The sequence below is a fragment of the Psychromonas sp. MME1 genome, from assembly GCF_041080865.1.
GTDB lineage: Bacteria > Pseudomonadota > Gammaproteobacteria > Enterobacterales > Psychromonadaceae > Psychromonas.
This window is the reverse complement of record NZ_CP160906.1, coordinates 1,439,387-1,465,610: the sequence shown is the minus strand read 5'-3', so window position 1 is coordinate 1,465,610 and position 26,224 is coordinate 1,439,387. Positions and strand designations below refer to the sequence as shown.

At 38.8% G+C, this 26,224-nt stretch carries 25 protein-coding genes and 1 pseudogene; 19 read left to right on the top strand and 7 right to left on the bottom strand.

Going from position 1 to position 26,224, the window contains the following annotated elements:
- Positions 1–261 precede the first annotated feature (261 nt).
- The 4 genes from AB2N10_RS06790 to rdgC all read right to left on the bottom strand — a co-directional run bounded on the left by AB2N10_RS06790 (position 262) and on the right by rdgC (position 5,137).
- On the bottom strand, positions 262–1,755 hold the full coding sequence (locus AB2N10_RS06790; RefSeq protein WP_369434536.1) for a methyl-accepting chemotaxis protein: 1,494 nt from the start codon (positions 1,753–1,755) through the stop codon (positions 262–264).
- 16 nt (positions 1,756–1,771) lie between these two features.
- The gene (locus AB2N10_RS06785) at positions 1,772–2,629 is read right to left on the bottom strand and encodes a substrate-binding periplasmic protein (RefSeq protein ID WP_369434535.1); all 858 of its coding nucleotides are present in this window, start codon (positions 2,627–2,629) and stop codon (positions 1,772–1,774) included.
- A gap of 285 nt (positions 2,630–2,914) precedes the next feature.
- Positions 2,915–4,093, bottom strand: coding sequence for a formate-dependent phosphoribosylglycinamide formyltransferase (purT, locus tag AB2N10_RS06780; protein ID WP_369434654.1), 1,179 nt, complete (start codon positions 4,091–4,093; stop codon positions 2,915–2,917).
- Positions 4,094–4,228: 135 nt separating this feature from the next.
- Positions 4,229–5,137 (bottom strand): recombination-associated protein RdgC, encoded by a 909-nt coding sequence (rdgC, locus tag AB2N10_RS06775; protein ID WP_354624524.1) that lies wholly within the window; start codon positions 5,135–5,137, stop codon positions 4,229–4,231.
- A 207-nt stretch (positions 5,138–5,344) separates the two neighbouring features.
- Between rdgC and phoB the strand changes: the two genes are divergently transcribed.
- The 6 genes and pseudogenes from phoB to AB2N10_RS06745 all read left to right on the top strand — a co-directional run bounded on the left by phoB (position 5,345) and on the right by AB2N10_RS06745 (position 10,757).
- Positions 5,345–6,028, top strand: coding sequence for a phosphate regulon transcriptional regulator PhoB (gene phoB / locus AB2N10_RS06770; protein WP_354624523.1), 684 nt, complete (start codon positions 5,345–5,347; stop codon positions 6,026–6,028).
- A 105-nt stretch (positions 6,029–6,133) separates the two neighbouring features.
- A pseudogene (locus AB2N10_RS06765) lies at positions 6,134–6,888 on the top strand (Nif3-like dinuclear metal center hexameric protein).
- A 120-nt stretch (positions 6,889–7,008) separates the two neighbouring features.
- Positions 7,009–8,115 carry a 3-isopropylmalate dehydrogenase gene (leuB, locus tag AB2N10_RS06760; RefSeq protein ID WP_354624521.1) on the top strand — a complete coding sequence of 369 codons (1,107 nt, stop codon included), beginning with the start codon at positions 7,009–7,011 and terminating at the stop codon, positions 8,113–8,115.
- Between the two features lie 238 nt (positions 8,116–8,353).
- Positions 8,354–8,887, top strand: coding sequence for a YaeQ family protein (locus tag AB2N10_RS06755; RefSeq protein WP_354624520.1), 534 nt, complete (start codon positions 8,354–8,356; stop codon positions 8,885–8,887).
- A 68-nt stretch (positions 8,888–8,955) separates the two neighbouring features.
- Complete coding sequence (gene thiI / locus AB2N10_RS06750; RefSeq protein ID WP_354624519.1) at positions 8,956–10,410, top strand: tRNA uracil 4-sulfurtransferase ThiI; 1,455 nt, start codon at positions 8,956–8,958, stop codon at positions 10,408–10,410.
- 164 nt (positions 10,411–10,574) lie between these two features.
- A complete protein-coding gene (locus AB2N10_RS06745; protein WP_354624518.1) occupies positions 10,575–10,757 on the top strand; it encodes a DUF1737 domain-containing protein in 183 nt (60 codons plus the stop codon).
- A 220-nt stretch (positions 10,758–10,977) separates the two neighbouring features.
- Here the strand turns inward: AB2N10_RS06745 and AB2N10_RS06740 are convergent, their stop codons facing one another.
- Positions 10,978–11,733 (bottom strand): ElyC/SanA/YdcF family protein, encoded by a 756-nt coding sequence (locus AB2N10_RS06740; RefSeq protein WP_354624517.1) that lies wholly within the window; start codon positions 11,731–11,733, stop codon positions 10,978–10,980.
- A 63-nt stretch (positions 11,734–11,796) separates the two neighbouring features.
- On the opposite strand from AB2N10_RS06740, the gene AB2N10_RS06735 reads away from it, so the two are divergent.
- From AB2N10_RS06735 to AB2N10_RS06690, 10 genes are all read left to right on the top strand, one after another.
- Entirely contained in the window at positions 11,797–12,585 is a 789-nt protein-coding gene (locus AB2N10_RS06735; protein WP_354624516.1) for a methyltransferase domain-containing protein, read from the top strand.
- Complete coding sequence (locus AB2N10_RS06730; protein WP_354624515.1) at positions 12,566–12,790, top strand: DUF2835 domain-containing protein; 225 nt, start codon at positions 12,566–12,568, stop codon at positions 12,788–12,790. Before AB2N10_RS06735 ends, AB2N10_RS06730 begins: the two co-directional genes overlap by 20 nt.
- 109 nt (positions 12,791–12,899) lie before the next feature.
- Positions 12,900–13,886 carry a coproporphyrinogen III oxidase gene (locus AB2N10_RS06725; protein ID WP_354624514.1) on the top strand — a complete coding sequence of 329 codons (987 nt, stop codon included), beginning with the start codon at positions 12,900–12,902 and terminating at the stop codon, positions 13,884–13,886.
- A gap of 486 nt (positions 13,887–14,372) precedes the next feature.
- A complete protein-coding gene (locus tag AB2N10_RS06720; RefSeq protein ID WP_354624513.1) occupies positions 14,373–14,627 on the top strand; it encodes a hypothetical protein in 255 nt (84 codons plus the stop codon).
- A 346-nt stretch (positions 14,628–14,973) separates the two neighbouring features.
- Positions 14,974–15,378 carry a C-GCAxxG-C-C family protein gene (locus tag AB2N10_RS06715; RefSeq protein ID WP_369434534.1) on the top strand — a complete coding sequence of 135 codons (405 nt, stop codon included), beginning with the start codon at positions 14,974–14,976 and terminating at the stop codon, positions 15,376–15,378.
- A 116-nt stretch (positions 15,379–15,494) separates the two neighbouring features.
- A complete protein-coding gene (locus AB2N10_RS06710; RefSeq protein WP_354624511.1) occupies positions 15,495–15,992 on the top strand; it encodes an ATP-binding protein in 498 nt (165 codons plus the stop codon).
- 81 nt (positions 15,993–16,073) lie between these two features.
- Positions 16,074–16,622 (top strand): hypothetical protein, encoded by a 549-nt coding sequence (locus AB2N10_RS06705; protein ID WP_354624510.1) that lies wholly within the window; start codon positions 16,074–16,076, stop codon positions 16,620–16,622.
- A 418-nt stretch (positions 16,623–17,040) separates the two neighbouring features.
- Positions 17,041–18,384, top strand: coding sequence for a transposase (locus tag AB2N10_RS06700; RefSeq protein ID WP_369434533.1), 1,344 nt, complete (start codon positions 17,041–17,043; stop codon positions 18,382–18,384).
- Positions 18,385–18,599: 215 nt separating this feature from the next.
- Positions 18,600–18,917: a hypothetical protein gene (locus AB2N10_RS06695; RefSeq protein WP_369434532.1), complete on the top strand. Its 318-nt coding sequence runs from the start codon at positions 18,600–18,602 to the stop codon at positions 18,915–18,917.
- A complete protein-coding gene (locus AB2N10_RS06690) occupies positions 18,914–19,411 on the top strand; it encodes a hypothetical protein (protein ID WP_369434531.1) in 498 nt (165 codons plus the stop codon). The genes AB2N10_RS06695 and AB2N10_RS06690 overlap by 4 nt, the downstream gene beginning before the upstream one ends.
- 274 nt (positions 19,412–19,685) lie before the next feature.
- On the opposite strand, the gene AB2N10_RS06685 is transcribed toward AB2N10_RS06690, so the two are convergent.
- Both AB2N10_RS06685 and AB2N10_RS06680 read right to left on the bottom strand, forming a co-directional pair.
- On the bottom strand, positions 19,686–20,735 hold the full coding sequence (locus AB2N10_RS06685) for a transposase (protein WP_354624507.1): 1,050 nt from the start codon (positions 20,733–20,735) through the stop codon (positions 19,686–19,688).
- Positions 20,732–21,619, bottom strand: a complete 888-nt coding sequence (locus AB2N10_RS06680) for a tyrosine-type recombinase/integrase (protein ID WP_369434530.1) — start codon at positions 21,617–21,619, stop codon at positions 20,732–20,734. The genes AB2N10_RS06685 and AB2N10_RS06680 overlap by 4 nt, the downstream gene beginning before the upstream one ends.
- A gap of 796 nt (positions 21,620–22,415) precedes the next feature.
- Between AB2N10_RS06680 and AB2N10_RS06675 the strand changes: the two genes are divergently transcribed.
- From AB2N10_RS06675 to AB2N10_RS06665, 3 genes are all read left to right on the top strand, one after another.
- Positions 22,416–23,411 (top strand): hypothetical protein, encoded by a 996-nt coding sequence (locus AB2N10_RS06675; protein ID WP_354624505.1) that lies wholly within the window; start codon positions 22,416–22,418, stop codon positions 23,409–23,411.
- Between the two features lie 726 nt (positions 23,412–24,137).
- Positions 24,138–24,971: a transporter substrate-binding domain-containing protein gene (locus tag AB2N10_RS06670; RefSeq protein WP_354624504.1), complete on the top strand. Its 834-nt coding sequence runs from the start codon at positions 24,138–24,140 to the stop codon at positions 24,969–24,971.
- A gap of 460 nt (positions 24,972–25,431) precedes the next feature.
- Positions 25,432–26,028, top strand: a complete 597-nt coding sequence (locus AB2N10_RS06665; protein WP_369434529.1) for a glutathione S-transferase family protein — start codon at positions 25,432–25,434, stop codon at positions 26,026–26,028.
- Positions 26,029–26,224 lie beyond the last annotated feature (196 nt).

Below are 26,224 nucleotides of genomic sequence, written 5' to 3'. Positions count from 1 at the left end.
CCAATCGGAGTAAATAGCTGATCTATTTAGGTGTAGGCAAAAAGGGGGATAGCGAGTCATTGATTGCAGTAATACCAATTCGTATAATTTTCTGATCTGCCATAATACTATATTGATTGGCTCAATGGTTGCTGACTTTGTATCTTGGGATAACACGGTTATATAACAGGATGGAGGCCAAATTGTAGTTGCTGATGAGGTTATTTGGAATTAATGGAGAATTAGGGAAAGGCGCGTAGAAACGCGCCTTTGTTGTGTATTTTAAATTTTAAACTTAGAGAGGTTGGCTACAAGGTCATTACCCAATGCACCCAATACTTTACTTGCACCGCCAGCACTTTGCGCGTTGCCGGATACTTCATTGGTAATATTGAAAATTTCAGTAACGTTTCTACTAACATCTTCAGCAACCGCATTTTGTTCATCGGAAGCGGTCGCGATTTGTGCATTCATACCACTAATTTGATCGATAGTAGTTTGAATATCGGCGAGTGCATTACTTGCATTAACTGATTCTTGTACTGTTTTTTGCAAGGCAATCTGACTTTCTTCCATTGACATATTGGCATCAGATGAAGCTTTTTGTAATTCATCGATGATTTTTTCAATTTCCGAGGTTGAATCCTGAGTGCGTTTTGCCAAGCTACGAACTTCATCGGCAACCACGGCAAATCCACGCCCTTGTTCGCCCGCTCTTGCAGCCTCAATCGCCGCGTTAAGTGCCAATAGGTTAGTTTGCTCAGCAATGCTTTTAATTACATCTAAAACAGTACCAATGGTTTCACTTTTATCGCGTAGTTGGCTAATCTTTTCAGCGGTAACCATCATATCATTACCAAGTAAATTGATTTGATCAGCTGTATTTTGGACAACAAGACTCCCTGTTTGTGCCAATTCACTACACTCTTCAGTGCTCTTCGCTGTTTGATTCGCATTTTGAGCAATTTCATTAGTGGTTAATGACATTTCATTTAAAGCAGTAGAGGCTTGTTCTATTTCTTGTAATTGTTGTTGCGTTGCATGAACATTATTTTCTGCACTGGCAATAATATTAGTTGCGGTATCTTTAACTTTATTCGCCGTTTCAATCACACCTGCGACAATGCTGTGCAATTTAGTGATAAAGTCATTGAAATTATTTGCTAAGTGGCCAATTTCATCATTATTTTTAACCTTGATGCGACTAGTTAAGTCTCCACCACCAGCGGCAATTTCAGATAAAGCATCACCGACAACGCGTAAGGGTTTTACAACGAGGTTGTTAAGTGTGAGCCAGTTAGTTAATTGTAATACCAATGTTAAAATTAAAGCGATTAGGATAAAGACATTTCTGATGACGGCTAAAAGATTATCTTGGCTATCGGAACGATAAAGGATAACTAATTTACCAATTTTTTTGTCGCCACTCCAAAGTATAGGCACATCTTTTTTAATAACTTGAGTCGACTCGGGGGCTTGTGCCTGTTCTACTTTTTCTGCGAGTAGTTGGTCTCTATGGTCATAGGCACTAATTTTATGGATGTAGGGTTGCATCACAAAGGCACCTAAAATATCACCGATCAACTCTTTATCGTAACCAAAAATAGGCTCTTTAAGTACAATATCAAGGGTAGTTTGCGAGTCAGTAATTTCCGCTTCCAGTTGCTTACTTAAATAGTTGTTTGTAGCAAAATAACTAATTGAGAAAACAGTGATCATTATAAGCAGCGATACAGTGCTAAGTAATAACATTGATTTTTTAATAATTGAATTCATTTTTTTCTCTTCTATGTTAAAGGCTTGTCGGATCTAACCATAATTCTGGGCGATCTATTGGTGTATCTGGATGCATCGCACCATTAGGAATTTTAATTATGATTCTATTTTTAAAGTGGGTTTTGCTTAATGCATCTTTAATTTGCTGATTGCTAAAAAATAGCTCGTCAAAACTGCCATCAGCAATCGCCATTTCAAAACCTTGGGTTAGTTTTTCATGTAGTGCTTGATTGTTTTTCTCGACAAAGAAGTACATCGCAAAGGGATAAACTAACATGATGTTTTTTTCGACTGTTAAATTTAACTCAGGTCGGGAAGCGACTTCACTCCATGGCTCATGAATCGCACGAGGAAAATAGTCGAAACGTCCACCTTCTAGCATGTAGAAAAGGTTAGGGTATTTCAGTGTGGTAATAACAGGTACGCTAGCTGCTTTTAAAATAGCCGTATCACCCCATTGAGTTCCTTGCCCCGCATTGAGCTTTTTCAAATCATCAAGCGTTTTGACATTATTAAATTTTGATTGTTGGTCTTTTCTAATAATGAAAATACGGTGTCCAAGCAGTCCTTTTAAAATAGGAATCCTTACCGTCATGAATGATTCATCTAAGTGATTATTAATCCCTGCCCACATTACATCTATATTACCTAATTTTACTTCATCTTCGAGACGAGACGTAGGTAATGCTTCTGGGTATTGACGTATAGTTACCTGCGGATCGGATTTGCTGAGTATTAGCTTCAGAATATCTACAACAAGGGTTTCCTTCTCACCACTTACATTATTGATGACTATCTCACTACTTTTTACTTGTGCGGTGATAAGTAAATTGCAAGTAATAAGCAACATCGTTATCCATTTTCGTTGCAGCATAATTTTAACTATTCCTTAATTTTATATGTGTTTAAATCGATATTTCCCGTGGCGATTAAATCGCTATAAAAGCGTTAATTCAGTCCTTATTCAACATAATTTAGCAATATTTTTGATATGGGTAATATTTTTTTACATTATTACAGTGTTAGTACACATCTTTAACATTTGTTGCTATGAATCGGTCTATTCTTTTCCTGCCTTTTATTGCTGATGTGGCATTTTGAAGTGCCATGGTATATATGGCTCTCTACTGTATTTATAAAAGAGCCATAAGTTATCCTATTAATAGATAATGTTAACTTGCTGTGAAACGCGTGTTGCATTTGCAATTGCCGATTTGATATCTTCCCCACGAGCAATCGCGACACCTAAACGACGTGAACCATTGATATTGGGTTTAGCAAACAGGCGTAATTGTGCTCCTGTGACACAAGCGAGTGCCGGGGCAATATTTGCAAAACGAAGATCTTCGGACTTACCATTACCAAGAATGACGCTGGAAGCCGTTGGACCATATTGTCTAATACTACCAATGGGTAAACCTAAAATGGCACGTACATGCAGTGCAAATTCGGAGAGGTCTTGAGATAGCAGTGTCACTAGGCCTGTATCATGCGGACGCGGTGAGACTTCGTTAAAATAGACCTCGTCACCTTTGACAAAAAATTCCATACCGAACAGCCCAAATCCACCTAATGCAGTAACGACTTTTTCAGCTATTTTTTGTGCCTCTGCAAGCGCGATTTCGGACATCAATTGTGGCTGCCAAGATTCACGGTAATCACCATTTTCTTGACGATGTCCGATAGGAGCACAAAAATGAATACCATCCGATGCGCTGATAGTGAGGAGTGTAATTTCATAGTCAAAGGGGACAAAACCTTCAATAATAATACGCCCAGCACCTGTTCGACCGCCTTCTTGAGAGTAGTCCCATGCTTTATCTAAATCGCTCTCATGTTTTATGACACTCTGACCTTTACCTGAACTGCTCATAACGGGTTTGATCACGCAGGGTAGGCCAATCGCTTGTACCGCTTGCAAGAATTGCGCTTTTGTATCAACGAATTGATAAGGCGATGTTTTTACTTGCAGGGTTTCCGCAACAAGGCGACGAATACCTTCTCTATCCATGGTTAACTTCGTTGCTTTAGCACTGGGAATAACATTAAAGCCTTCTTTTTCCAAAGCCACTAATTTATCAGTCGCGATCGCTTCGACTTCCGGAATGATCAAATCTGGTTTTTCAGCGCGGATAATGGCCTCTAATTTATCACCATCTAACATACTGACAATATGTGATGAATGTGCCACTTGCATCGCTGGCGCGTTTTCATAACTATCGGCAGCAACCACTTCAATGCCATAGCGTTGCAATTCAATGGCCACTTCTTTGCCTAACTCACCAGAGCCTAAAAGAAGTGCTTTCGTTGCACTCTTAGATTTTGCACTACCAAAAATAGAAATAGTCATAAGTTCCATCTTGTTGTTAAATTAAAGGGGTAAAATAGGGGACAATAGTAGCAGAAAAAAGAGGGGATATAAGTAAAATATTAATGAAACCCCCTGTAACTTTGCGTCACAGGGGGAGCAATTTTATAGGCTTTGTTCGCCACCTAATGCTTCAATAACCGCAGGGATCAGCTGTTTTATTTCGCCTGTCATCAACGCAAAATCAGCATCGAATCGCGCTGCGAAATCATCTTTGTCTATCTCTTCATTTTGCTCTTGTAATACATCTGCAAATTTTATACGTTTTAAAGCAAACTCTTCGCCAATGATAAAAGAGATACTATCAGCCCAATTTAAGGCGAGCTTAGTGACAAATTTATCGACTGAAAGGTGATTTTTTATCTCATCGGATAATAAATCCTGCTGTTTACAGCGAATAATACCGCCACCCTCAAGAGCGGAACGCAGCTCTGCTTCATCTTCTAATTTAAAATTAGCGGGAATATTCCCCTCTACTAGCCAATCCGTCATTACCACATCCGTTGGATTTTTAAGTTGAATCGGCACAACGGGTAAACTACCCAAGGTTTTGCGTAGAAGTGATATTAGCTCTTCGGCCTTACGACTACTCGAAGCATCAACATATAACAAGTTTGTCTCGGGATCTATCCAAGCAAAGGTTTGTGTTGTGCGACTAAAAGCACGCGGTAATAATTGTAAAATAATATCTTCTTTTAATGTGTCTTTTTCTTTTTTCTTTAGGGCGCGGCCTTGCTCTTGCTCTATTGCCTCAACCCGTTCGTTGAGTTGATCTTTAATGACGCCTGCGGGTAACATTTTCTCTTCTTTTTTAAGGCAGATAAGAATCTGTTTTGCGGCGAGGTGCGTAAACATAGCGCCAGATTTACCCATTGGAAATACCCAGCCTAACTTGGAAATATCTTGGCTGCCACAGGGCTTAAATTTAAATTCTTCAAGGTTTTTTTCTAACGCATCGGCGTCTTGTTCAAGTGGGCGAGTGAAACGGTAAACTTGTAGGTTTTTGAAAAACATAAAATGCACCTTAATTAACGACAAATAAAATAGGGGGAGAGTGTAAACGGTTTTTACTAATACTGGAAAAACTAGTTCAATATTTTTTTACCTAACCCCAGTTTAAGGCAATTTTTACCGTTGCAAGTAACGGTTGTCACAAAACTGTCATAATTCATGGTGATAATGCTATCATTACAAATACTTAAAACAAGCAGGTAAGCTTAAATGGCGACACGTATTTTAGTAGTAGAAGATGAAATAGATATTCGTGAAATGTTATGTTACGTGATTGACCAGCATGGCTATCAATGCACAGAAGCGGATTCCTACAGTAGTGCAGTCAAACAGTTGATCGAACCCTATCCTGACTTGATTCTATTGGATTGGATGTTTCCGGGTGGCAGTGGTATCAAGCTATTGCAGTACCTTAAGCAGGATGAAATATTACGTAAAATTCCTGTGATCATGTTAACCGCACGTGGTGCCGAGGAAGACAAAGTCCGTTGTCTGGAAAATGGCGCAGATGATTATGTGACTAAGCCTTTTTCTCCTAAAGAGTTAATGGCACGTTTAAAGTCAGTATTACGTCGAGTCAACCCAACCTCATTAGATGACACCCTAGAAGTTGGCAAATTAAAGCTCGATCCACTGTCTCACCGTGTTTCCATCGCTGAAACCGCGATTGAAATTGGGCCGACAGAATTTAGATTATTACACTTTTTTATGGCCCATGCCGAGCGAGTTTTTAGTCGCGAGCAGCTATTAAATAATGTTTGGGGAACCAATGTCTATATAGAAGATCGTACCGTGGATGTACATATTCGTCGCTTGCGTAAGGCGCTACTCGACCACGACTATTTAGTACAAACGGTGCGTGGTGCTGGATATCGTTTCTCTGTGCGAACCTAATTATAAATAAGCCGTTAAATTTTCAATTTATCTATTTCCGTTTTATGATAAGCATTTTTTACATGGCTTGTGATTACAAGCCTATTTCTGCCATTGGAATGCCTTATGAAAAACAGAAAACTTGCCAATAAGTTAGATCAACTTTTAGAAATTCATCAATTTAAAGATTATAGTCCTAATGGTTTACAGATAGAGGGCAATGAAAGCATCACAAAAATCATCACCGGCGTGACGGCGAGCCAAGCCCTGATTGATATTGCCATCGCTAAAAAGCAGATGCGATTTTAGTGCACCACGGTTTTTTTTGGAACGGTGAAGCACAACAAATCGTCGGCATGAAATACAAACGTATTAAAGCATTAATTGAAAATGGTATTAATCTCTATGCCTACCACCTCCCTTTAGATGCGCATCCTCAATTAGGCAATAACGCGCAGTTGGCGCAACGCTTAGATATTATCGACCGTCGCCCACTTGAGCCTTGGGATAAACGCAGCCTTGGCCGTGTCGGTAAATTTGAGCAAGCGATTAGTGTTGATGATTTAAGCAAACGTATTGCATTGCAGCTAGGCCGCACACCTCTGCATATAGCTGGGGGACATAAAGAGATAAAAACGATCGCTTGGTGTACAGGCGGTGGGCAAGATTACATAAACATTGCAGCAGAGCAGGGCATTGATGCCTTTATTAGCGGTGAAATCTCCGAACGCACTGTACATGTTGCTAAAGAGATGGGGATTGAATATTATGCTGCGGGTCATCATGCGACGGAACGTTATGGCATAAAAGCATTAGGCGAGTGGATAGCAGAGGAATGTGACATTAATGTGGAGTTTGTTGATGTTGATAATCCGGTTTAATATGCACTAAAAGTGCTTAAATAGCAGAAAGTCATCTCCTATATTTGAAACTAAGCCGACTTTTACTTATGATGCACGCACAATACTTATATAATCCAATCACTCTTTTAGGGAATAAAAATGAAAACATATAATATTGCTTTACTTGCTGGCGATGGTATCGGTCCAGAAGTCATGAAAGAAGCAGTTAAAGTATTAAATTTAGTTGAACAACGTAATAAAGACGTTAAATTTGAACTTAACGATGTACTATTTGGTGCGGCTGCATATTTTGCAACCGGCAAATCATTCCCTGATGAAACCAAAGCAGCCTGTGATAAAGCTGATGCTATCCTAAAAGGGACAATTGGTTTAAATCATGAAGAGTCGCAAAAAATCCCAGTAGACGAGCAACCAGAGCGTGGCGCATTACTTCCACTGCGTCGTCGTTACAACACCTTTGCAAACTTCCGCCCCGTTTTTTTACCAAAAGGTCTTGCACACTTTTCACCACTAAAAAAATCTGTCATCGGTGAAGGCATTGATATCATGATCATCCGTGAATTAGTGGGTGGTTTGTACTTCGGTGAAAAAGAGACGGGTATTAATGCTGAAGGTAAGCGTTATGTACGTGAAGTATTGGAATATGATGAAGACCAAATTCGTCAAATCATCCGCGTTGCTTTCGATGTCTCGATGACGCGCAAAAAAGTATTACATAACATTCATAAATCTAATGTATTAAAATCAAGTGTACTTTGGAATGAAATCGTCGCGGAAGAGAGTAAAAACTACCCAGAAGTTGAAGTGATTAATATCCTTGTTGATGCAGCAGCAACTTACCTCTGTTTAAAACCAACCATGTTTGACGTAATGGTAATGGAAAACATGTTCGGTGATATCTTAAGTGACCAAGGCGGCGGTATTCTAGGCTCATTAGGATTAATGCCATCTGCATGTATGGGACCTGATAAAGCTTACTACGAACCTTCACACGGCAGTGCGCCAGATATCGCGGGTAAAGGTATTGCTAACCCGTACTCAATGATTGGCTCTGTTGCGTTGATGCTAGAGATGAGTTTCGGTATGGAAAAAGAAGCTAAAAATCTTTGGGCAGCAATGCAAAGCGTTTTTGAAAAAGGTTATTCAACATCTGATCTTTCCAAAGCAAGTGAAGCAAACCTTGTGACAACGGAAGAGTTTGGTGATTTAGTTTGTGTTGAACTGGCAAAAATGCCTGTAGCATAATCTAAGCAGCTATTAATATTACTTTTTTAATACCAATCGGATTAAGTATGTGATCTAAATTTTGCGCAGGAAAAATGGCTTAATTTGAGGCGTAAGTTGACGCAAATGGTGTTCCCTTTGCGAAACTTACAACAAAAAAGTAAGTTATTTTAACCAGTAAAATAGATCAGCTATTTATTCCGATTGGTATAAGCCACGTTTTCGCGTGGCTTTTTTGTCTCTGACTATTGGAATGACCATGGCGCTTAAACCGACTATTTTTAAAATGAATATTAATCTTTCTGATCTCAATCGCGATGTTTATGAAACGCTGAATTTAACCGTTGCACAGCATCCCTCTGAAACGCTTGAGCGCATGATGGCCAGAGTTGTTGCTTATTGTTTGAATGCACAGGAATTTTTGTCTTTTACAAAGGGGCTGTCGGTTGCCGATGATCCCGATATTTGGGCAAAAGGGTTAGATGATCAATTCTTACTCTGGATTGACGTGGGCGAACCTGCCTTTGAACGGATTAAAAAAGCATCTCACCAAGCCAAACAGGTGAAAGTGTATAGTTTTAATAGTAAATCCGATGTTTGGTGGAAACAGAGCCAAGCCGACTTTGCAACGGTTAAGGTGGAAGTGAATCAACTGCAATTTGTACAGATTCAAGCATTAGCAAAATTAGTCAAACGTACCATGGATTTTTCAGTCACCATCACCGGCGATTCAGCCTATATTGCCACTGAGTTAGGTGAATGTGAAATTAGTTGCCTTAACTTACAGGAATAAGATCCTTTGCCTAACGCTGCGTACAGGGTATAATCCGCCCCCTTATTTAACTGCACAGTGAAGATACCATGAAATTTATCGTTAAACTTTTCCCTGAAATTATGATGAAAAGTCGTCCTGTTCGTAAACGTTTTAGCAAAATGTTACAGGGGAATATCCGTAATGTATTAACCCGTTACGATGAACAGGTTAAAGTTATTTTAGAGTGGGATAAAATCATTGTTCGCAGTGTCAACGACACGCCAGAAAATAAAGCTAAATTAATTGAAATGCTAAAAAGTACGCCGGGTATCGCGCACTTTTTAGAAGTCAAAGAGAGTGAATTTACCGATCTGCACAATGCCTATCAATTAACGCATGACCATATAGGTAACACCCTTGACGGTAAAACCTTCTGTGTCCGCGTAAAACGCATTGGTAAACATGAATTTTCATCAATAGAAGCAGAACGTTATATCGGTGGTGGCTTAAATCAGCATACCGATGCTGCTGGCGTGAAATTAAAAGGTGCCGACGTTACCGTTAACCTTGAAATTAACGATAATAAATTACTCTTTATTGATACTCGTCATAAAGGGCTAGGTGGATTCCCATTAGGAACGCAAGAGTCAGTTTTATCATTAATTTCAGGTGGTTTTGATTCTGGTGTTTCGAGTTATCAATTGATTAAACGTGGCTCACGCGTCCATTACTGTTTTTTCAATTTAGGTGGTAGTGCCCACGAAATTGGTGTGAAACAGGTCGCCTATCAACTCTGGAACCGTTTTGGTTCGTCTCATCGCGTTAAATTCATCTCTATCCCCTTTGAGCCTGTTGTCGCAGAAATACTCGAAAAAGTTGAAAACGGTCAAATGGGTGTTATTTTAAAACGTATGATGATGCGTGCTGCAACCCTTGTTGCGCAACGCTTTGATATTGAAGCGCTGGTGACTGGTGAAGCGTTAGGGCAAGTATCGAGCCAAACATTACGTAATTTATCGATCATCGATCAAGTGACCGATATGTTAATTTTACGTCCACTGATTGCCACCGATAAACAAGATATTATCAATTGTGCCCGCGAAATTGGTTCGGCGGAGTTATCCGAAACAATTCCAGAGTATTGTGGTGTAATTTCACAGCGTCCAACCGTTAAAGCGGTCATGAAAAAAATTGATAAAGAGGAAGCTAAATTTGACCTCTCTTTAATCGAACAAGTTGTTGAAAATGCCAATGTCTTAGACATTCGAGATATTGATACCGCTGCCCATGAACAAGTGGCCGAGGTTGAATCCGTTGCTGATTTTAGCGCTAATGATGTCATTCTAGATATACGTTCGCCAGAAGAAGAAGAGGAATCTCCGCTTGTTGTTGAAGGTGTCGAAACCGTACATTTACCTTTCTTTAAGTTAGCCACTCAGTTTGAAACGCTAGCGCAGGATAAAACCTACCTTTTATATTGTGCGCGAGGTGTCATGAGTCAACTACAGGCGCTCTATTTAAAAGAAGCAGGTTTTGACAATGTAAAAGTGTATCGCCCTTAAGGATAAGGTAAGGTCGTTAAGTATTGATGATTAACAGCGCACAAAGCGCTGTTTTTTTATGCAATTGAGTTGTCTATTCACAATTTTAACGGATTTATTTATCGCTTTTCGACTAATCGTTTTATGCTCTTTATATCGATTTTTTGATAATCTAAGGAGCTCATATGTCGCAACCTAAAGAAACGTACAAACTGATCACTGGTAAAGATAATGCGGAATTTTGCGCTCGTATTACCGCTTTACTCGCGGATGGTTATGAACTATATGGCTCACCTGCTTTATCCTTTAATGGTGAGCATATGGTTGTTGCACAGGCCGTGGTTAAAGTGGAAACGCAATTAGTTTAGCCAACTGTAACACGCCATTATTAGTAAAAGGTTTGCTCGATAGCAAACCTTTTTTATTTATACCAATTCCGGTAAGTATGTGATCTAAATTTTGCGCAGGAAAAACAGCTTAATTCAAGGCGTAATTTGACGTAAATGGTTATTCCCTTTGCGAAAATTACAACGCAGCAGTAAGTTGTTTTAACCAGTAAAATAGATCAGCTATTTATCGGAATTGGTATTACTGTAATTTATTTTGTAACTGCCCCAAATATTCGTGCCATGTCACTTGTGTTGCATAGAGGTAATAGGCATTGGGAATATAGTAATAACTTGGTCTCTCAGTGGCGCGTTTGGGTGATAAATAATTACTCGGTGCGACATCCGGTGCCGTTCCATATTTAAAAAAGAGTCGTAATGCTCTATCAATGTGCGTTGCAGAGGTCACTAAAACGGCTTTTTTGCCACGTATCATATCAGACATTAGACGCGCTTCATGGTCAGTATCTTTACTGTCATCTAAACGGATAATTTGCTGTGCAGGCACTTTCATTGCAAGGGCTAATTCTTCAAGTAGCTGAGCATGTGATTTTAAATCCCCAAATCCAGATCCAGAGACAACCAGCTTCGCATTGGGATTAGCATGATAGATACGTAATGCCTCCATAAAACGGCTTAAAGCGGTCGCTGAGAGTTGTCCCGTTACTGGTAGGTCAGGATCTGCCGTCCCACCTGAACCAAGTAATAAAATATAGGCGTAATCCTGTTTTATATTTTTTAGTGGTGGATGTTGTCGCTCTAAAGGTTGCACAATGGCATCACTAATTGGCAAACTGCTGAATGCGCATAACAGAACAAAAGTGAGTGACAAAAATAACTTGGCTAGTTTTTGTTTTTGTGTAAATAAGAGTAAAATAAGGCCAATTAAAAAAACGAATAACAGCAAGGGAAGGGGCATTAACAGGCCGCCAATCCATTTTTTTAATATAAATAACATATTGATTACTCTCGTAGTATTGATAATTTTAAGTAGTTTAACATTTCATTGGATGTTGTTAAGTTGAGCGATCATAATTTTGATAAAATAGCACAAAAATTTGTAAATAATATTTATGGTACAAGTAAAGGTAAAATTCGTACCACCATTGTCTGGGATGAGTTACAGCATTGTTTATCATTATTACCACAACGGCCATTACGCATTTTAGATGCGGGTGGTGGCTTCGGTTTTTTTACGCAGAAATTAGCGGCTCTTGGCCATCAGGTAGTGTTATGTGACATCTCTGAGGAGTTATTAAAAGAGGCGGCTCGACAATTACAAGGGAGTGCGTATCAAGATAATGTACAAATTTTGCATTGTGCTATTCAGGATTTACCCGACCGTATTGATGGCAAATTTGATCTGATATTAAATCATGCGGTGTTAGAGTGGCTTAAGGATCCGCAACAGACATTACTAGGGTTAATACAATTCTTAGACGAAAACGGTCTGTTATCCTTAATGTTTTATAACAAAGAAGCGCAACGTTTTTTCAATTTACTCTCTGGTAATTTTGATTTTGTTGCCAAGGACATGATACGTAAAAAAGTAGTACGTTTAACGCCGACTTCACCACTTTTTGAAAAAGATGTTGTCAGTTGGCTAGATGCTGCAAATATGAAAGTACTACAAAAAACGGGTGTGCGTGTTTTACACGACTACTTGAAAGAAAATAAGAATCGAGAAGAGATGTATGATTTATTATTGGCAATGGAAAAACAGTATTGCCATCAAGAGCCATACGCCTCTTTAGGTAGATACACACATTTAACTGTACAGAGACAAAATAATGAAGGAATTTTATTTTAGGCTCAATATACCCTATCAAGCATTCCAACAACTCTATACAACGCCAAATACCGTTGTCAAAGTACGTGATGAAGAGGGGCGTATGATCCAGCTACCAGCAATGCGTTTTGTGCCTTTCTTTTCACAACTTGGGGTACGGGGACGTTTTCAATTGACTCTCGATGAGAATAACAAGTTCATTAGTTTAACTTTCTTAAATCAATAGGGTAAAAAAAAGCCTAGGAATAAGGGGGCACCTAGGCTTGGGAAAGTATGTTTACATTTCAGTGTAGTGCAGTATCACTACAGCGCAAGTTTACAGATAGGATAAAAATATGAAGATAGCGATAAAATCACCACGTGCAATCGCTGCAATGGAGATGTTAACGGCTTTGCAACAGCTATTTGTAAAACAATTACATACGATTGAGTGTAACAAAAAGCAACATAGCCAAGTAATAGAATGGCTGCGAGATAATGGTTTGCATGGTGGTGGAATGCGCGTGCAGTTTATAGAATCCTCTGCATTTAACCGTGCCTCCCTTAATATTTCACAAGTTCATTATGATGACCTGTCACAAAAATCATTCTCATCGGCAACGGCGCTCTCCGTGATCATTCATCCTCATCATCCATTAGCCCCGTCCATGCACATGCATATTAGTTGGAGCGAATTTAGAGATGGTAAAGGGAGTTGGCGGATCATGGCTGATCTCAATCCCGCAATCGTTGATTTAGCAGATAAGGCTTATTTTGAGAAAATATTACAACGTGTCAGCGGCGATCTTTATCAGCAAGGTAGAGAATTAGCGCAACGTTATTTTACGATTCCTGCCTTGGGATGCACACGAGGCGTGAGTCATTTTTACTTAGAAGGATTTATCGCCAATGATGACCAACAAGCGCTTTTTCCCCAGCAATTTGGTGAAGCGGTGATCAATGGTTACTGCCATCTATTAAAAAATAAACTCCAGCAAGTTGGGCAACCTTCTGCGGAAGAGTTACAGGCACAACTTAATTACCATACTCTCTATTTTTACCAAGTGTTAACCTTGGACAAAGGTACGACGACGGGGTTATTAGTACATGATCAGAATGATTTAGGGGTATTAGCTTCCTTACCCGCAGCAATCAATCGGACACTATTGAGTGATTGGGTAACAAAAACAGCAGAGCCGCAGAAACAACTGCTTACCAAATTGCTAAATATACTCGAACCTCATGAAACGGTGGTCATTACAGAACAAGTAAAATTAGCGATTGCAGCGCAACTACGTGCACATTATAAAGATCATGAACAGACTAAATATTTAATCAAGTAAAAGTGTATAGGTGGCGCTGAGTTTTACGTCACCGTGCAGGTTATATTTGTTAACATTCTCATTTACTTTATAAATTAGACAGTTAGGGGATTATTTTCAAAAGGTGATAGGTGGCGTAGTCATACCTATCTCAGAAAGCGTTATGCTACAAATCAGTCTTAACCAATTGAATTTAAATGTTATTTTTCTGTTTTTTAGCGTTTTAAAAAATGAGATAAGTGGCACTGAGTTTTACGTCACCGTGCAGGTTATATTTATTAACATTCTAATTTGCTATATAAATTAGTGGGTTATGGCATTATTTCAAAAGGTGATAGGTGGCAGTGTCATACCTATCTCAAATCAAAGTTTTTACAAATAGTTAGCGAACTGATTGATTAAATGATGATTAATAGATATTGTGATGATCATTTTAAATAAGATAAGTGGCGCGGTGCATTACATCATGATGCCACTTATAAAGCTGTTAAGTTTTTCGGAGTTCTTATGACAATTCAAATCACCACTCAAAAAGTAGACACTTGGAAAAAGAGAATACAAAAAAGTGGATTGAAAGGGTCTACATATTTTTGTCAGCAAGCATCTAAAGTTTGGGTTTCTGCGTCACAAGATCATCAAGGTATATGTCTCAGTGTTCTCGGAAAAGATTCGGGAACAAGTTCTTTAGCTAGTTACCTTAGATGGGATGATGTTAAAGCAGTAGATTTGGTGGAACTACTATATCAAATTGAGCAAGGTTAATTATGCCTTACCTAATTGCTTTTATTGTTTTTTGTTGTCTTGCCTATTTTTTTCTAGTACCTGTTGCTACTTGGGCTTTTGCAACAATTGTTGGAGTGCTCATGTATTTACTTAGTAAAATTACTTGGGTTTTAGCAATTGTTGCGGTTGTTTTTACACTTCTGAGATTAGCAAGTTGACCAAAACTTAACAAGGCACTTAAACGGAACTAAAACAGTGGGTTACGTTTCGCTTCGCTACACATTTTAACCCACTATTTTAGTCCGCTTAGTGCGGCGTTAGGTATTTAGGAGGTGTTCATTCATGGATGATTCTCAAAAAGTTAGAATGTTAGCGGAGTCAAATTTTGAAGGCGGCCTCTTATGTGCAGAAAGCGTCGTATCAGCTTTGGCAGAATCTGGGGGTTGATAGTAAATTAATCTCAAAAACCGCGACTGCATTTTGCAGTGGGATGTCTCGAACTTGCGGACCTTGTGGTGCCCTTACAGGTGCTGTAATGGGAGTAAGCCTTTCGCTAGGGAGAGACTCGGTAAATGACAATGTTTCGAGTTCATACGATGCCACCCAAGAACTTGTTAAGAAATTTGAAAAGGAGTTTGGCGCTAAAGATTGTCATAAGTTGCTAGGTTGTGATCTTGGTACTGAGCATGGTATGGAAAAGTTTAAATCTCTGGGTCTTCGAAAAAACTGTTCCAGCTATACTGGAAAGGCAGCAGAATTTGCAGTGCAAGTCTTGGCAAAAAACACCTAACAAATTCTTGCACCATCTGCCCTATAAGTCCTGGGCTACGCCCAGCCGGGCAAGGACTCAAAACCGCTGCGCGTTTTTTCGCCGGTGAAGAAAAACGTTAGGCTTTAGGAGAAACCATGGGCAATCTCGGAACATTACATTTCCTTATTGGAAAAATGGGTGCTGGTAAAACAACTTACTCAACAACCTTTGCTTCTGAAAGTAATGTGGTATTAATTTCTGAAGACGAGTGGCTTACTAAGCTTTACCCCGATGAAATCAATGATTTCGATGATTTTGTAGTAAGGCACCATAAACTACTTGATGTCCTAGCTCCGCACGTTCAACAGATATTGAAGGCAGGCAGTTCTGTGGTTTTAGACTTTCCAGCAAACACTATTGATTCTCGCAAATGGTACTTAGACGTTGCCAATGCGGTAAATGCACCACATCGAGCAATTTATTTGAAAGTGTCAAACGAAAAGTGTTTAGAGCAAATTTCTAAAAGACGCATAGAGCAACCGGAAAGAGCAAAATACGATACTCCTGAAATGTTTGAAACAGTTAACCAGTATTTTGAAGAGCCTTTAGATTCAGAAGGAGTAAACATACATGTCGTCACTCAGTCAGCCTAACAAAAACAGGCACGCTCGCCCTGCGGGCTGGACTCGTTTCACTCGCCCGTGCTGTAAACGTTAGCTGTCAAGCAGAGGTTTATGAATATAATTTTAGTCACAGATATCTTCGGTAAAACACCTGCTTTAGTAAAGCTAAGTGAAGAGCTCAATGCAAAGGTTATTGTCGATCCTTATGGTGGGGTCGATATGGCTTTTAAAGATGAAACAGAAGCATATTCTTACTTCATGGAGAATATTGGGTTTGAAGATTATTTGTCAATATTACTAAAAATGACGGAATCAATAACTTCTGCTAGCACCTTAATTGGTTTTAGTATTGGGGCTTCTATAATTTGGAAGTTATCTGAAAAGCTGTCGGTTAAAAATGTAAATCGTGCAATTTGCTACTATGGTTCTCAAATTCGAAATTTTAAAGAAGTGAGTCCACTGTTTGAAGTTGAGTTGATTTTTCCCAAAAAAGAGTTTCATTTTGATGTGCTAGAACTACAAAATGAGCTATCTAGAAAGAAAAATGTAAATACTACAAAAGTAGATTACTTGCATGGTTTTATGAATTTATATTCAATTAATTACAATCAATTCGCTTATAATGAACAGCTAAATTGGTTGCGAATAAATGCCAGCTAACAAGTTAATCAACTGGACGCATTACGGTTGTCGCGGTTTTTGCTAAAACAAAAAGCGGCAAAAACAGCACCAACCTACACGCCAGTTATTAAGGCGTTGAGGCTGTAGAATTTCTCCAAAAAGACCGTTTTTACGTTGTTTTTCATTTAATGAAAATTGTATAAAAAATGTACTTGCATGCGCTGATCGGCTGTGATCTAATAGTTATTATTCGCTCAGAGTGAAACGTCATGGCTAATTACAAACCAGACCTATCTTGTCAAAGTAAATTCATCCCGATTGACTTTGCACAGCAAATTCTCCCGGTACATTTGAGTACGCACTTTCCCATATCGTTGATAAGCACCTTGATTTAAGCACCTTTGATGATTGGTACAATAATGACAATGGCGGTGCAGCTGCTTATCCACCTTCTGTTATGCTAAAAATCATCTTGTTCGGTTACTCTCGTGGCCTTGTTAGTAGTCGCCGTATCGCAGACGCGTGTGAGCGTAATATCACCTTCATGAGTTTATCGGGTGATGTACAGCCACATTACACGTCAATCGCCAACTTTATCTCCAAAATGAAAGATAAAATCGAGCCGCTTTTTACCCAAGTCTTAATGATATGCGATAAAGAAGGGTTGATAGGTCGTCACATGTTTGCGATTGATGGTTGCAAGATAAGCAGCAATGCGAGTAAAGAGTGGAGTGGTACATTTGCAGAGCTTGAACGCAAACAACGCAAGTTGCAACGTGCTAGCCAACGCATTATTGCAAGACATCAGGCACAAGACGGTCTTAATGAAGATGAACGCCAACATGACCTAAAACAGAAACAAAAATTAGATGAAAGTGCCAATAAAATTAGTGCGTTCCTTGCGAGTAATAAAGAGAAAATAGGTAGTCGAAATAAACCAGTAAAAAGCAATATCACCGACCCAGATAGCGCCAAGATGACCACCAGTAAAGGGACGATTCAAGGTTATAACGGTATTGCTATCAATGATGATAAACACCAAATCATAGTGCAAGCGCAGGCATGGGGCTCGGTAGGTGAGCAGCAGACATTGAAGCCCGCGGTTAAGCAGTTGCAAGAACAACTTACGAAGCTAGGTACACCCGATACCTTTAAAGATGCCAAGTTCAGTGCTGACAGTGGTTTCCACAGTGAAGTGAACCTTGAGTTCATGGCCACGACAGGGTTAGATACTTATATAGCAGATACCGCATTTAGAAGCCGCAATCCTTTATTCCAAACCAGTCAAACCTATCAAACAGAACAAGAAAAACGGCGATTAAAACGCAGTAAAGGCAGAGCGCGACTATTTACTAGTCACGATTTTTACTTTGATGAAACGGTCTCAAGTTGCCGCTGCCCAGCAGGTAATGAAATGTGGTTAAGTGTTAAAAATGTTGAAACGGCAGGTCGGCAATACGTTCGTTTCTCAGGTTATTTAAAGGATTGCCGGGCCTGCGTACTACAAAAGCAATGCATGCGCAACGCGCCGACTAAACAAGGCAGACAAGTCCAGTTTGAAATCAATAAAAGCACCAAACCTATATCTTATAGCGATAAAATGCGGGTGAAAATAGACAGTAGCCCCGGACGGCGACAATACAGTAAACGGTTAGGTGCAATAGAGCCGGTATTTGGCAATATTACGGTCAATAAAGGGATGAATAAATTCACGCTGCGCGGGCAAGAGAAAGTGAATGCGCAATGGCAGATGTACTGTTTAGTGCATAATATTGAGAAGTTAAAAAACAGCCTGCATTAACCCAAGGGCGATGCCTTAACATCGAATACCCCCGCCTAATTAAGCCAATTCAGCGATATATCACTCAATTTAATCAGTCAGTTATTAAAAACAGAATATTTAATTGAATATCAATAAATTATGAATTATTGTGTTTTTTATTTAAAATAATCAGGCTGAAAATGAGAAATTCTACAGCCTCGTTATACCACTAATTATAAATAATGGAGTTCCAAATGGCATCAATGACACATCAACAAAGAGCACAGCACTATTTTGAACGATTGCTTAAGGCTGGAAATCGCAAAGCTGAGTTAGAACGTATCTTAAATGATTTAAATGGGTTGGTGTTCGCAAGTACAAACAAGCCATTAGATAAAGATACAAAGAATAAAATATTAGATGAATTGGAAAAGCTTGTTAAAAGTACTCCAGCTTTTGAAGATATTGATGAATCTCGGATTTATACTAACGTCCAGAAAAGTACTAGTGCATCGGATAATAGTGAAATTCTTGATGTAATTAGTGCTATGAAGAAGAGAACTGGTCAATGAATATAAATGTAAGCGATATCATTGCTTCTATCAGTCTAATTGTTTCAATTGGAGCAGTGATCTTTGCAAAATTATCAAGCTCTAAAGCTAATTCTATAGCTCAAGATAATTTAAATTTGCAATTTGGCATGGTAGAACTGGAAATGAGGCAGGCTATCGAAAATGCCAAATCTAAAGTTAATGAAATAAATATTATTATGGCGCCATTAATAGCTAAACAAGATGCTGGTAACATTGATGATGAGGGAGAATTTACTCTAAAATCTTATAGCAAAAGTTTCAACGCTGCTGTGCAAACGTTAATGAATACATATGATGACGCTTGCTCTAAATACATCGATAATAAAGTTGATAAAAATAGATTTAAGAAAAACTATAAATACGAAATAAGAAACCTATTGGAAAATAAAGAGTTAAAGGAATATTTTGATCCTCTAACATCAAGGTATAAGCCAATTTTGAATGTTTATACCGAATGGGAAAATTCAGAGTAAAGTGGTATAACAAACAAGAATAGGTGTCGCGCAGCCGACACCTTATTCGGGTGTTGAACAAGCCCGATCGGGAATTGCTTCTCTTTATAGTAAATAGTGGATTTTGCTGAAGGCTAAATTTAATTTGTCACTTTTCTTTAGGCGAGTTTCGCTAATATACAATTGATAGTTCAATTATATCAATCTGTTATCTTTTTTGGTTGAATGCCAATACACCTCTTTTTATTCGCTTTCTGTTATGAATTCTTCGTAGAAGATCACGCGTGATAACACGCTAATTTCTCAGTCGCTTTATACCTACAAAACTCATTTCATGCTGACAACATGGGCAGATGTAGACGGTTTTTTTTCGTTTTGGTGTTATTGCCACCGTGCTTAAATGACTCCCTAGTATCAGCATGATTTGCAAGCGAAGTTGTTTAGCATTACCTCTCAAGAAACCGTAATCACGAACGCGCTGCAGGCCTTTTGGTAATACATGTTGTAAGATTAACCATAAGAATTTAAGTACGGGTAATGTTCGCTTTTTGATAATATCTGTTCCTCCTTCTTTATATCTAAAGGTCACTGTTTTTTCGCTGACATTAATAATGTCTTTATCGGGTAACACGCCACGGTACAGGTAACGAGATAAATACTGGAATGATGACAAACCAAATCCGACCTTGCGACAATCAACGACCCATTTTTTAGCAATATCATTGGGCATAGCTAACTCGGGGTGGTGATTGATTGCATCAATCACTCTTGCTCGCCATACCTTGGCGAGTGCCAATTCATTAAAGAGATATTTCTTATCATTTTTATGCCACTGCTTGTTCGTTGCATCATAGCTTCCACTGGGCACGATGATATGTAGATGAGGATGACATTCTCTTTTACGATTATGTGTGTGTAATACGCTGGTAAAACCTAAGTCACCTTTATTCTGTCGTGAGGCAAAGTCTTTTAATATGTTTGATGTTACTTGAAACATCAATTTATATAGCGCCTTCGGTTTTTTATGAGCAAGGGCTCTAAATTGATAGGGTAAGGTAAACGTGACCATAAAATAGTGCACAGGTAGTAATTTATTAGTTTGTTTGGCTAGCCAATTCGATGTGGTTTGATGCAAACATTGTGGGCAACTTCGGTTTCCACAGGATGCGGGATGTTGTTGGTCATGCTGACAGTGTCCGCAGTGCCATTGTGTGGTGCGGGTTGTATCATTTTTACAGTGCAACATATCGGTAATGGCGCGGCGAATATCTTGATTTAATAATCCACCATATTGTTGCTCTAGTTGCTCATGGTAGCGTTCAAGTAATGCAATAAATTGGCTCATAAAGCCTCCCATTGAATCGGTAATTTATCGGTTAGTTGGTTAAGGGCTGCCACATTGTCTTTTTGTTTAAGCGTGGTGAGTTGTGTGTATTTTGCTGTGGTATTGAGGCTATGATGGCCTAATAATATTTGCAGAGAGCGTAGGTCAATACCTTGCTCTAACAAGTGTGTTGCAAAGCAATGTCGCAGTGAATGTGGACTTATATTTTTCTTAATCCCTAACTCAGCCATTACTTTCTTCAAGGCTTTTTGGACGCTTCCTTTATCCATGGGTACATGTTTGTTTTGACCAAAACGAGGAAATAATAAGACCGGGTGACGGTGTGTATTCCAGTAACAGCGCAAAGCCTGTAAGGTTCGTTTGGGAAGGGGGATTAAGCATTCTTTCCCGCCTTTTCCCTCACGGATATGAACTTGCATAGTTTGGCTATCAATGTCGTTGACGGTTAAATGAAGGGCTTCACCTAACCGTAATCCCATGCTGTACAGGACAAGAAAAAACACCTGATAGCGTAAAGCACGCGTCGCGCTAATTAACATGCCAACCTGCTTGTTGGTGATGACATCAGGAATGCGTTTTACTTGTGGTGGTTTGACAATATTTAACCATTCCCACTGGCGTTCAAGGGTATGCTTGTAGAAAAACTGCAACCCATTACGGTCTAATTTGATGGTACTCCAAGAGTGAGTTTGAATGAGTTGCGCAAAGTAGCATTTCAAATCAGCTTTAGTGAGGGTGTCAGGTGTGCGGTCAAAAAAAGTAGTTATCCTACGCACAGCACGAGAATAAGCATCAATAGTGGCAGGTCTCATGCCCTGTAATGCTAAGTTGGTCAAGTGTTGTTGATATAAAAGGTTAAAGTGTTTTTGTTCTGAGGTGTTCATCGCTTATACTCCTATTAGACATCACCGAAAAGTGATGCAAATATAAGTATGCGTGTTGGTTCATATTTTGTTTTTCTGCCGCACAGCGGCTTCGTTCAACAAGTTGCTTAAACGGAACTAAAACAGTGGGTTATGCTCCGCTTCGCTCCACATTATAACCCACAATTTTAGTCCGCTTAGCAAGGCGTTAAATTTCGCTCCGCATTATGAAATGTAGAAATTATAAATTGGTTGGTTTGGTGTTTTACACGATCCAATCCTGAGCGAGTTTGCTAATTGGCTTTCTGAATCGTAGTTGGAAGTGGGGCAATATTTAGGTTGAGTTTGTGCTAAACGGGCTTGCTTAATTCACCTTGTTTTTCAATTTTATGATTTAAGTTTTGTTGTTTGCAGTTGGGCTACTTCGTTGATTTAAAGCTGTTTTAAATCAACATTTTTTGTTTCAAGTTACAACAAAATCAAGCATCAAGTGTCTTGTAGGCGAAGAGCAAACAAGTCGCTAAAAATTAACAAGGCAATTAAATCGGACGCATAACGGCTGTCGCGATTTTTGCTAAAACAAAAAGCAGCAAAAATAGCGCCAACCTATGCGCCGTTTATTGCAGCGTTATATTTTTCTTGGGTAACACCAATTTTCCCATACAGGTAGGTTAAGTTGAGAGATTGTTTTAAGGGTTTTTACAACCCAACAGAGGATTTACTCACACTAGTGCAGGACACCCATACCTTTTTGACTAAATTGAATATTGTACCTACTATATAAACAGTGTTTTTGTTTACAGTTGTGGGGTTTGGTATGACACAATCACGTGCTTCGTTAATTTCTCTTGTGGACACACCTTATTATCATTGCATTTCTCGATGTGTTCGCCGTGCATTTTTGTGTGGCGAAGATAATTACAGCGGTAAAAACTATTCACATCGCCGGCAATGGATGGTCGATCGCATTCGGCAATTAAGTGATATCTTTGCCATTGATGTTTGCGCTTATTCGATTATGTCTAATCACTATCACCTTGTTTTACATGCTAATGAAGCCGAGATTAGCGCCTGTAGCGATGAAGAAGTTTGCCGACGTTGGTATCAACTTTATTCCGGCTCAGAAATAGTTTCGCGATGGCGCAAAGGGGAGCTGACTTGCGCAGGTCAAATAGAGGTGGCGCTTGAGATAATCAGCAAATGGCGTCATCGCCTGCTTGATATCTCTTGGTTCATGCGCGCGTTAAATGAATTTATTGCCCGCAAAGCGAACGCCGAAGATAACTGTAAAGGGCGTTTTTGGGAAGGGCGCTTTAAGTCGCAAGCATTGCTTGATGAAAAAGCACTTTTAACTTGCATGGCTTATGTTGATTTAAACCCCGTGCGGGCAAAAATGTCAGAGAGTGTGGAAACATCGGAATTTACGTCCATATTTGAGCGTATCCACAGTAAATGTAGTCACGATGAAGCGTTGCATTGCCATGATAACAGTAAACCCTTATTTGGTTTTGTAGCGGCAGAATGTGATGCGCCCCACGAAGGTATTCCCTATGCCTTGCTCGATTATTTAGAGCTTGTTGATTGGACTGGGCGAGCGATTCGAGAGGATAAGCGCGGCGTGATTTCGAGCCAACTGCCAAGCTTATTAAGTACCCTTGGTTTAGAGAGTGACACGTGGTTAGCCTTAGCCGTGAGTTTTGGTAAAGATTACCATGGTGCAGTGGGCTCACTTGAAGAGCTTGCCTTGTTTGCCGAACACACTGGTCGCTGTTGGGTATCTGGGCAAAACAAACTAAGTTGTATGTTGCATTAACTCCCCCATCATTTATTTTTTATTAACTATTAACTATTAACTATTAACTATTAACTATTAACTATTAACTATTAACTATTAACTATTAACTATTAACTATTAACGCTTCGTTAAGGGTGTTTTATGCGTTGATTTTAATAAAACAGATTGAATTCAGTATCAAGTGCTGGAATTTAACTATTTAATTACAGCAAAGCGCTGATTAAGCTTATTTTTAAAAAGAATGGCTATTATATTTTTATAAATTAAAAGATATGGATGTCCTCGTTTGTTTCGGGCAAAACAAACTAAGTTGTATGCTGCATTAACTCCCAATCATTTGTTTTTTATTAACTATTAGCGCTTCGTTAAGGAGGCTCTGTGCGTTGATTTTAATAAAACTTGTTTAAACAGATTGAATTGAGTATCAAGTGCGGGAATTTAACTATTTAATTACAGCAAAGCGCTGATTAAGATTATTTTTAAAAAGAATGGCTATTATATTTTCATAAATGAAAAGATATGGATGTCCTCGTTTGAGTCTGTCGTTTGAGTCTATTAAGCCAATTCAGCGATGTATCACTCAATTTAATCAGTCAGTTATTAAAAACAGAATATTTAATTGAATATCAACAAATTGTGAATTATGGTTTATTTTGGATTTAAAATAATCAGGCTGAAAATGAGCTATTCTATAGCTTCGTTATTAGTGTGTATTTAACTTATTGAAAATTGGATATACAAATAATGGTGAGATTTATTTTCATTTTATTGTTCTTGAGCCTACCGACATGTGCGTCTGAGATTGTTAAAAAGAAAGTCACGCTTGTATATGAAGTAAAAGCGAATCCTCCATTTTATTTCGGAGAGGGGAGTAATATTGATTGGAAAAAACCTGGAATTACGTTAGAACTTTTAAAGTTGTTAGAAAAAAAATTCAGTATCAAAATTGAGTTTAAACGTAGACCTTGGGCTAGGGGGCTTAAGGAAGTGCAAGCGAACGTAGTTGACGGGATTTTTCACGCTAGCTTCAAACCTGAACGTTTGCAAATAGGTGTGTACCCCATGAAAAATGGTCTGCCTGATGGTAGCAGGAAAATTATGTCTCAGTCGTATTTCCTGTATAAATACAAAAACTCTCCTTTACAATGGGACGGTAAAGAAATAACAAACCTTAATGGCGAAATTGGTGCGGTAAGGGGATATGCCATTGTTGGAACGATAAAAGCACTCGGAGTTCAAGTTCATGAAGTTAGATCACAATTTAATGGACTAAAGATGCTTAAAGCGGGAAGGATTGCTGCTTGGGCAGATATAGAAACGATGGCCGATTTTCAGATGAAATTACATCCTGAGGAGTTTAAATATATTATCAAAGTATTCCCTCCTTTCATGCAAGTCGATTACTACTTGATGTTCTCTCATCAATTCGTGCAAGATAATCCTGAACTATCTGAAGCGATATGGGACACTATTAGAGAACTTCGAGATTCATCGCAATATGAGTTAATTGTTGATAAATATTTTCAACCTGAAGTTCACTATGCAGGTAAATCAAGACCAGATCAGATAGTTTGGTAGCATGGGGATCGAGCATTACTAGACTTCCAAACCTTTTTGACTAAATTGAATATCATTTAAAAAGAATAGCTATTATATTTTTATAAATGAAAAGGTATGGATGTCCCCGTTCACCCCCGTTCTACCCTACCCTTCTACCGTTCTACGCCCGTTCTGTGTTTAAATCGCATCCTAGTATCAGCAATATTTGAAGGCGAAGTTGTTTGGCATTGCCCTTTAAAAAGCCGTAATTACGGACGCGTTGTAGGCATTTTGGTAATACATGTTCTAGATTTATTCGTCTTGACAACGAGTGAGCGTCAATATATGTCCCCGTTCTAGTTCTATTAATCAGTCAGTTTATAAAAACAGAATATTTAGTTGAATACCAACAAATTATGAATTATTGTGTTTTTTATTTAAAATAATCAGGCTGAAATGAGAAATTCTACAGCCTCGTTGCATGTTAAAGGAGAAATAAGTGAAAATTTATGGGGATATCCAATCTGGAAATTGTTACAAAATAAAATTGCTTACTTCTTTACTTGGCATCGAGCATGAGTGGATTGAAGTAAATATTCTCAAGGATGAAACACATACAGTCGAATTTCTTAAGAAAAACCCTAATGCCAAAATTCCTGTTTTAGAGTTAGATGATGGAAGATGCTTATCTGAATCAAATGCAATATTAAATTATTTGGCTTCTGGGACAGATTTGCTTTCCTGTGTTCCATTTGAATATGCAAAAATTCAACAATGGCAATTTTTTGAACAATACAGCCATGAACCATTTATTGCTGTAGCAAGATATATAGCCAAATATTTAGGCTTACCCGATGATAGAAAAATGGACTATGAGTCTAAGCAAGAAGGTGGGCACAAAGCCTTACGCGTTATGGAACAGCAATTGCAGAAAACACCTTACCTTGCCGGAAATAAATTAAGCACAGCCGACATTTCACTTTATGGCTATACCCATGTTGCTGATGAAGGTGGCTTTGATTTAGATGAGTATCCTGCAATTATGCGTTGGATAGATCTTATTCAATCAGAGCCAAAATACATAGGCATGGAGTAATAGACGTGTAACAAATCAAAGCACGCGTACTTGGAAAAGCTGTCACCTTTTTTGTTTCAAAAAAGCCACCAACTTTCCCAAGCCGTTGTTTGAAGCGTTAACTGCCATTAATAGAGTTTGCCTGAGTTACGATATGATGAGTTTTAATCCAGAAACATAACAGCCGACACCTTAATCGGCTGTTGAACAGGCCCAA

Excerpts from the sequence above, each read along its gene's own strand:
- AB2N10_RS06790 (WP_369434536.1), bottom strand. The coding sequence starts at position 1,755 with ATGAATTCAATTATTAAAAAATCAATGTTATTACTTAGCACTGTATCG.
- AB2N10_RS06785 (WP_369434535.1), bottom strand. The coding sequence starts at position 2,629 with ATGCTGCAACGAAAATGGATAACGATGTTGCTTATTACTTGCAATTTA.
- rdgC (WP_354624524.1), bottom strand. The coding sequence starts at position 5,137 with ATGTTTTTCAAAAACCTACAAGTTTACCGTTTCACTCGCCCACTTGAA.
- phoB (WP_354624523.1), top strand. The coding sequence starts at position 5,345 with ATGGCGACACGTATTTTAGTAGTAGAAGATGAAATAGATATTCGTGAA.
- leuB (WP_354624521.1), top strand. The coding sequence starts at position 7,009 with ATGAAAACATATAATATTGCTTTACTTGCTGGCGATGGTATCGGTCCA.
- AB2N10_RS06755 (WP_354624520.1), top strand. The coding sequence starts at position 8,354 with ATGGCGCTTAAACCGACTATTTTTAAAATGAATATTAATCTTTCTGAT.
- thiI (WP_354624519.1), top strand. The coding sequence starts at position 8,956 with ATGAAATTTATCGTTAAACTTTTCCCTGAAATTATGATGAAAAGTCGT.
- AB2N10_RS06745 (WP_354624518.1), top strand. The coding sequence starts at position 10,575 with ATGTCGCAACCTAAAGAAACGTACAAACTGATCACTGGTAAAGATAAT.
- AB2N10_RS06740 (WP_354624517.1), bottom strand. The coding sequence starts at position 11,733 with ATGTTATTTATATTAAAAAAATGGATTGGCGGCCTGTTAATGCCCCTT.
- AB2N10_RS06730 (WP_354624515.1), top strand. The coding sequence starts at position 12,566 with ATGAAGGAATTTTATTTTAGGCTCAATATACCCTATCAAGCATTCCAA.
- AB2N10_RS06725 (WP_354624514.1), top strand. The coding sequence starts at position 12,900 with ATGAAGATAGCGATAAAATCACCACGTGCAATCGCTGCAATGGAGATG.
- AB2N10_RS06720 (WP_354624513.1), top strand. The coding sequence starts at position 14,373 with ATGACAATTCAAATCACCACTCAAAAAGTAGACACTTGGAAAAAGAGA.
- AB2N10_RS06710 (WP_354624511.1), top strand. The coding sequence starts at position 15,495 with ATGGGCAATCTCGGAACATTACATTTCCTTATTGGAAAAATGGGTGCT.
- AB2N10_RS06705 (WP_354624510.1), top strand. The coding sequence starts at position 16,074 with ATGAATATAATTTTAGTCACAGATATCTTCGGTAAAACACCTGCTTTA.
- AB2N10_RS06700 (WP_369434533.1), top strand. The coding sequence starts at position 17,041 with ATGCTAAAAATCATCTTGTTCGGTTACTCTCGTGGCCTTGTTAGTAGT.
- AB2N10_RS06695 (WP_369434532.1), top strand. The coding sequence starts at position 18,600 with ATGGCATCAATGACACATCAACAAAGAGCACAGCACTATTTTGAACGA.
- AB2N10_RS06690 (WP_369434531.1), top strand. The coding sequence starts at position 18,914 with ATGAATATAAATGTAAGCGATATCATTGCTTCTATCAGTCTAATTGTT.
- AB2N10_RS06685 (WP_354624507.1), bottom strand. The coding sequence starts at position 20,735 with ATGAGCCAATTTATTGCATTACTTGAACGCTACCATGAGCAACTAGAG.
- AB2N10_RS06680 (WP_369434530.1), bottom strand. The coding sequence starts at position 21,619 with ATGAACACCTCAGAACAAAAACACTTTAACCTTTTATATCAACAACAC.
- AB2N10_RS06675 (WP_354624505.1), top strand. The coding sequence starts at position 22,416 with ATGACACAATCACGTGCTTCGTTAATTTCTCTTGTGGACACACCTTAT.
- AB2N10_RS06670 (WP_354624504.1), top strand. The coding sequence starts at position 24,138 with ATGGTGAGATTTATTTTCATTTTATTGTTCTTGAGCCTACCGACATGT.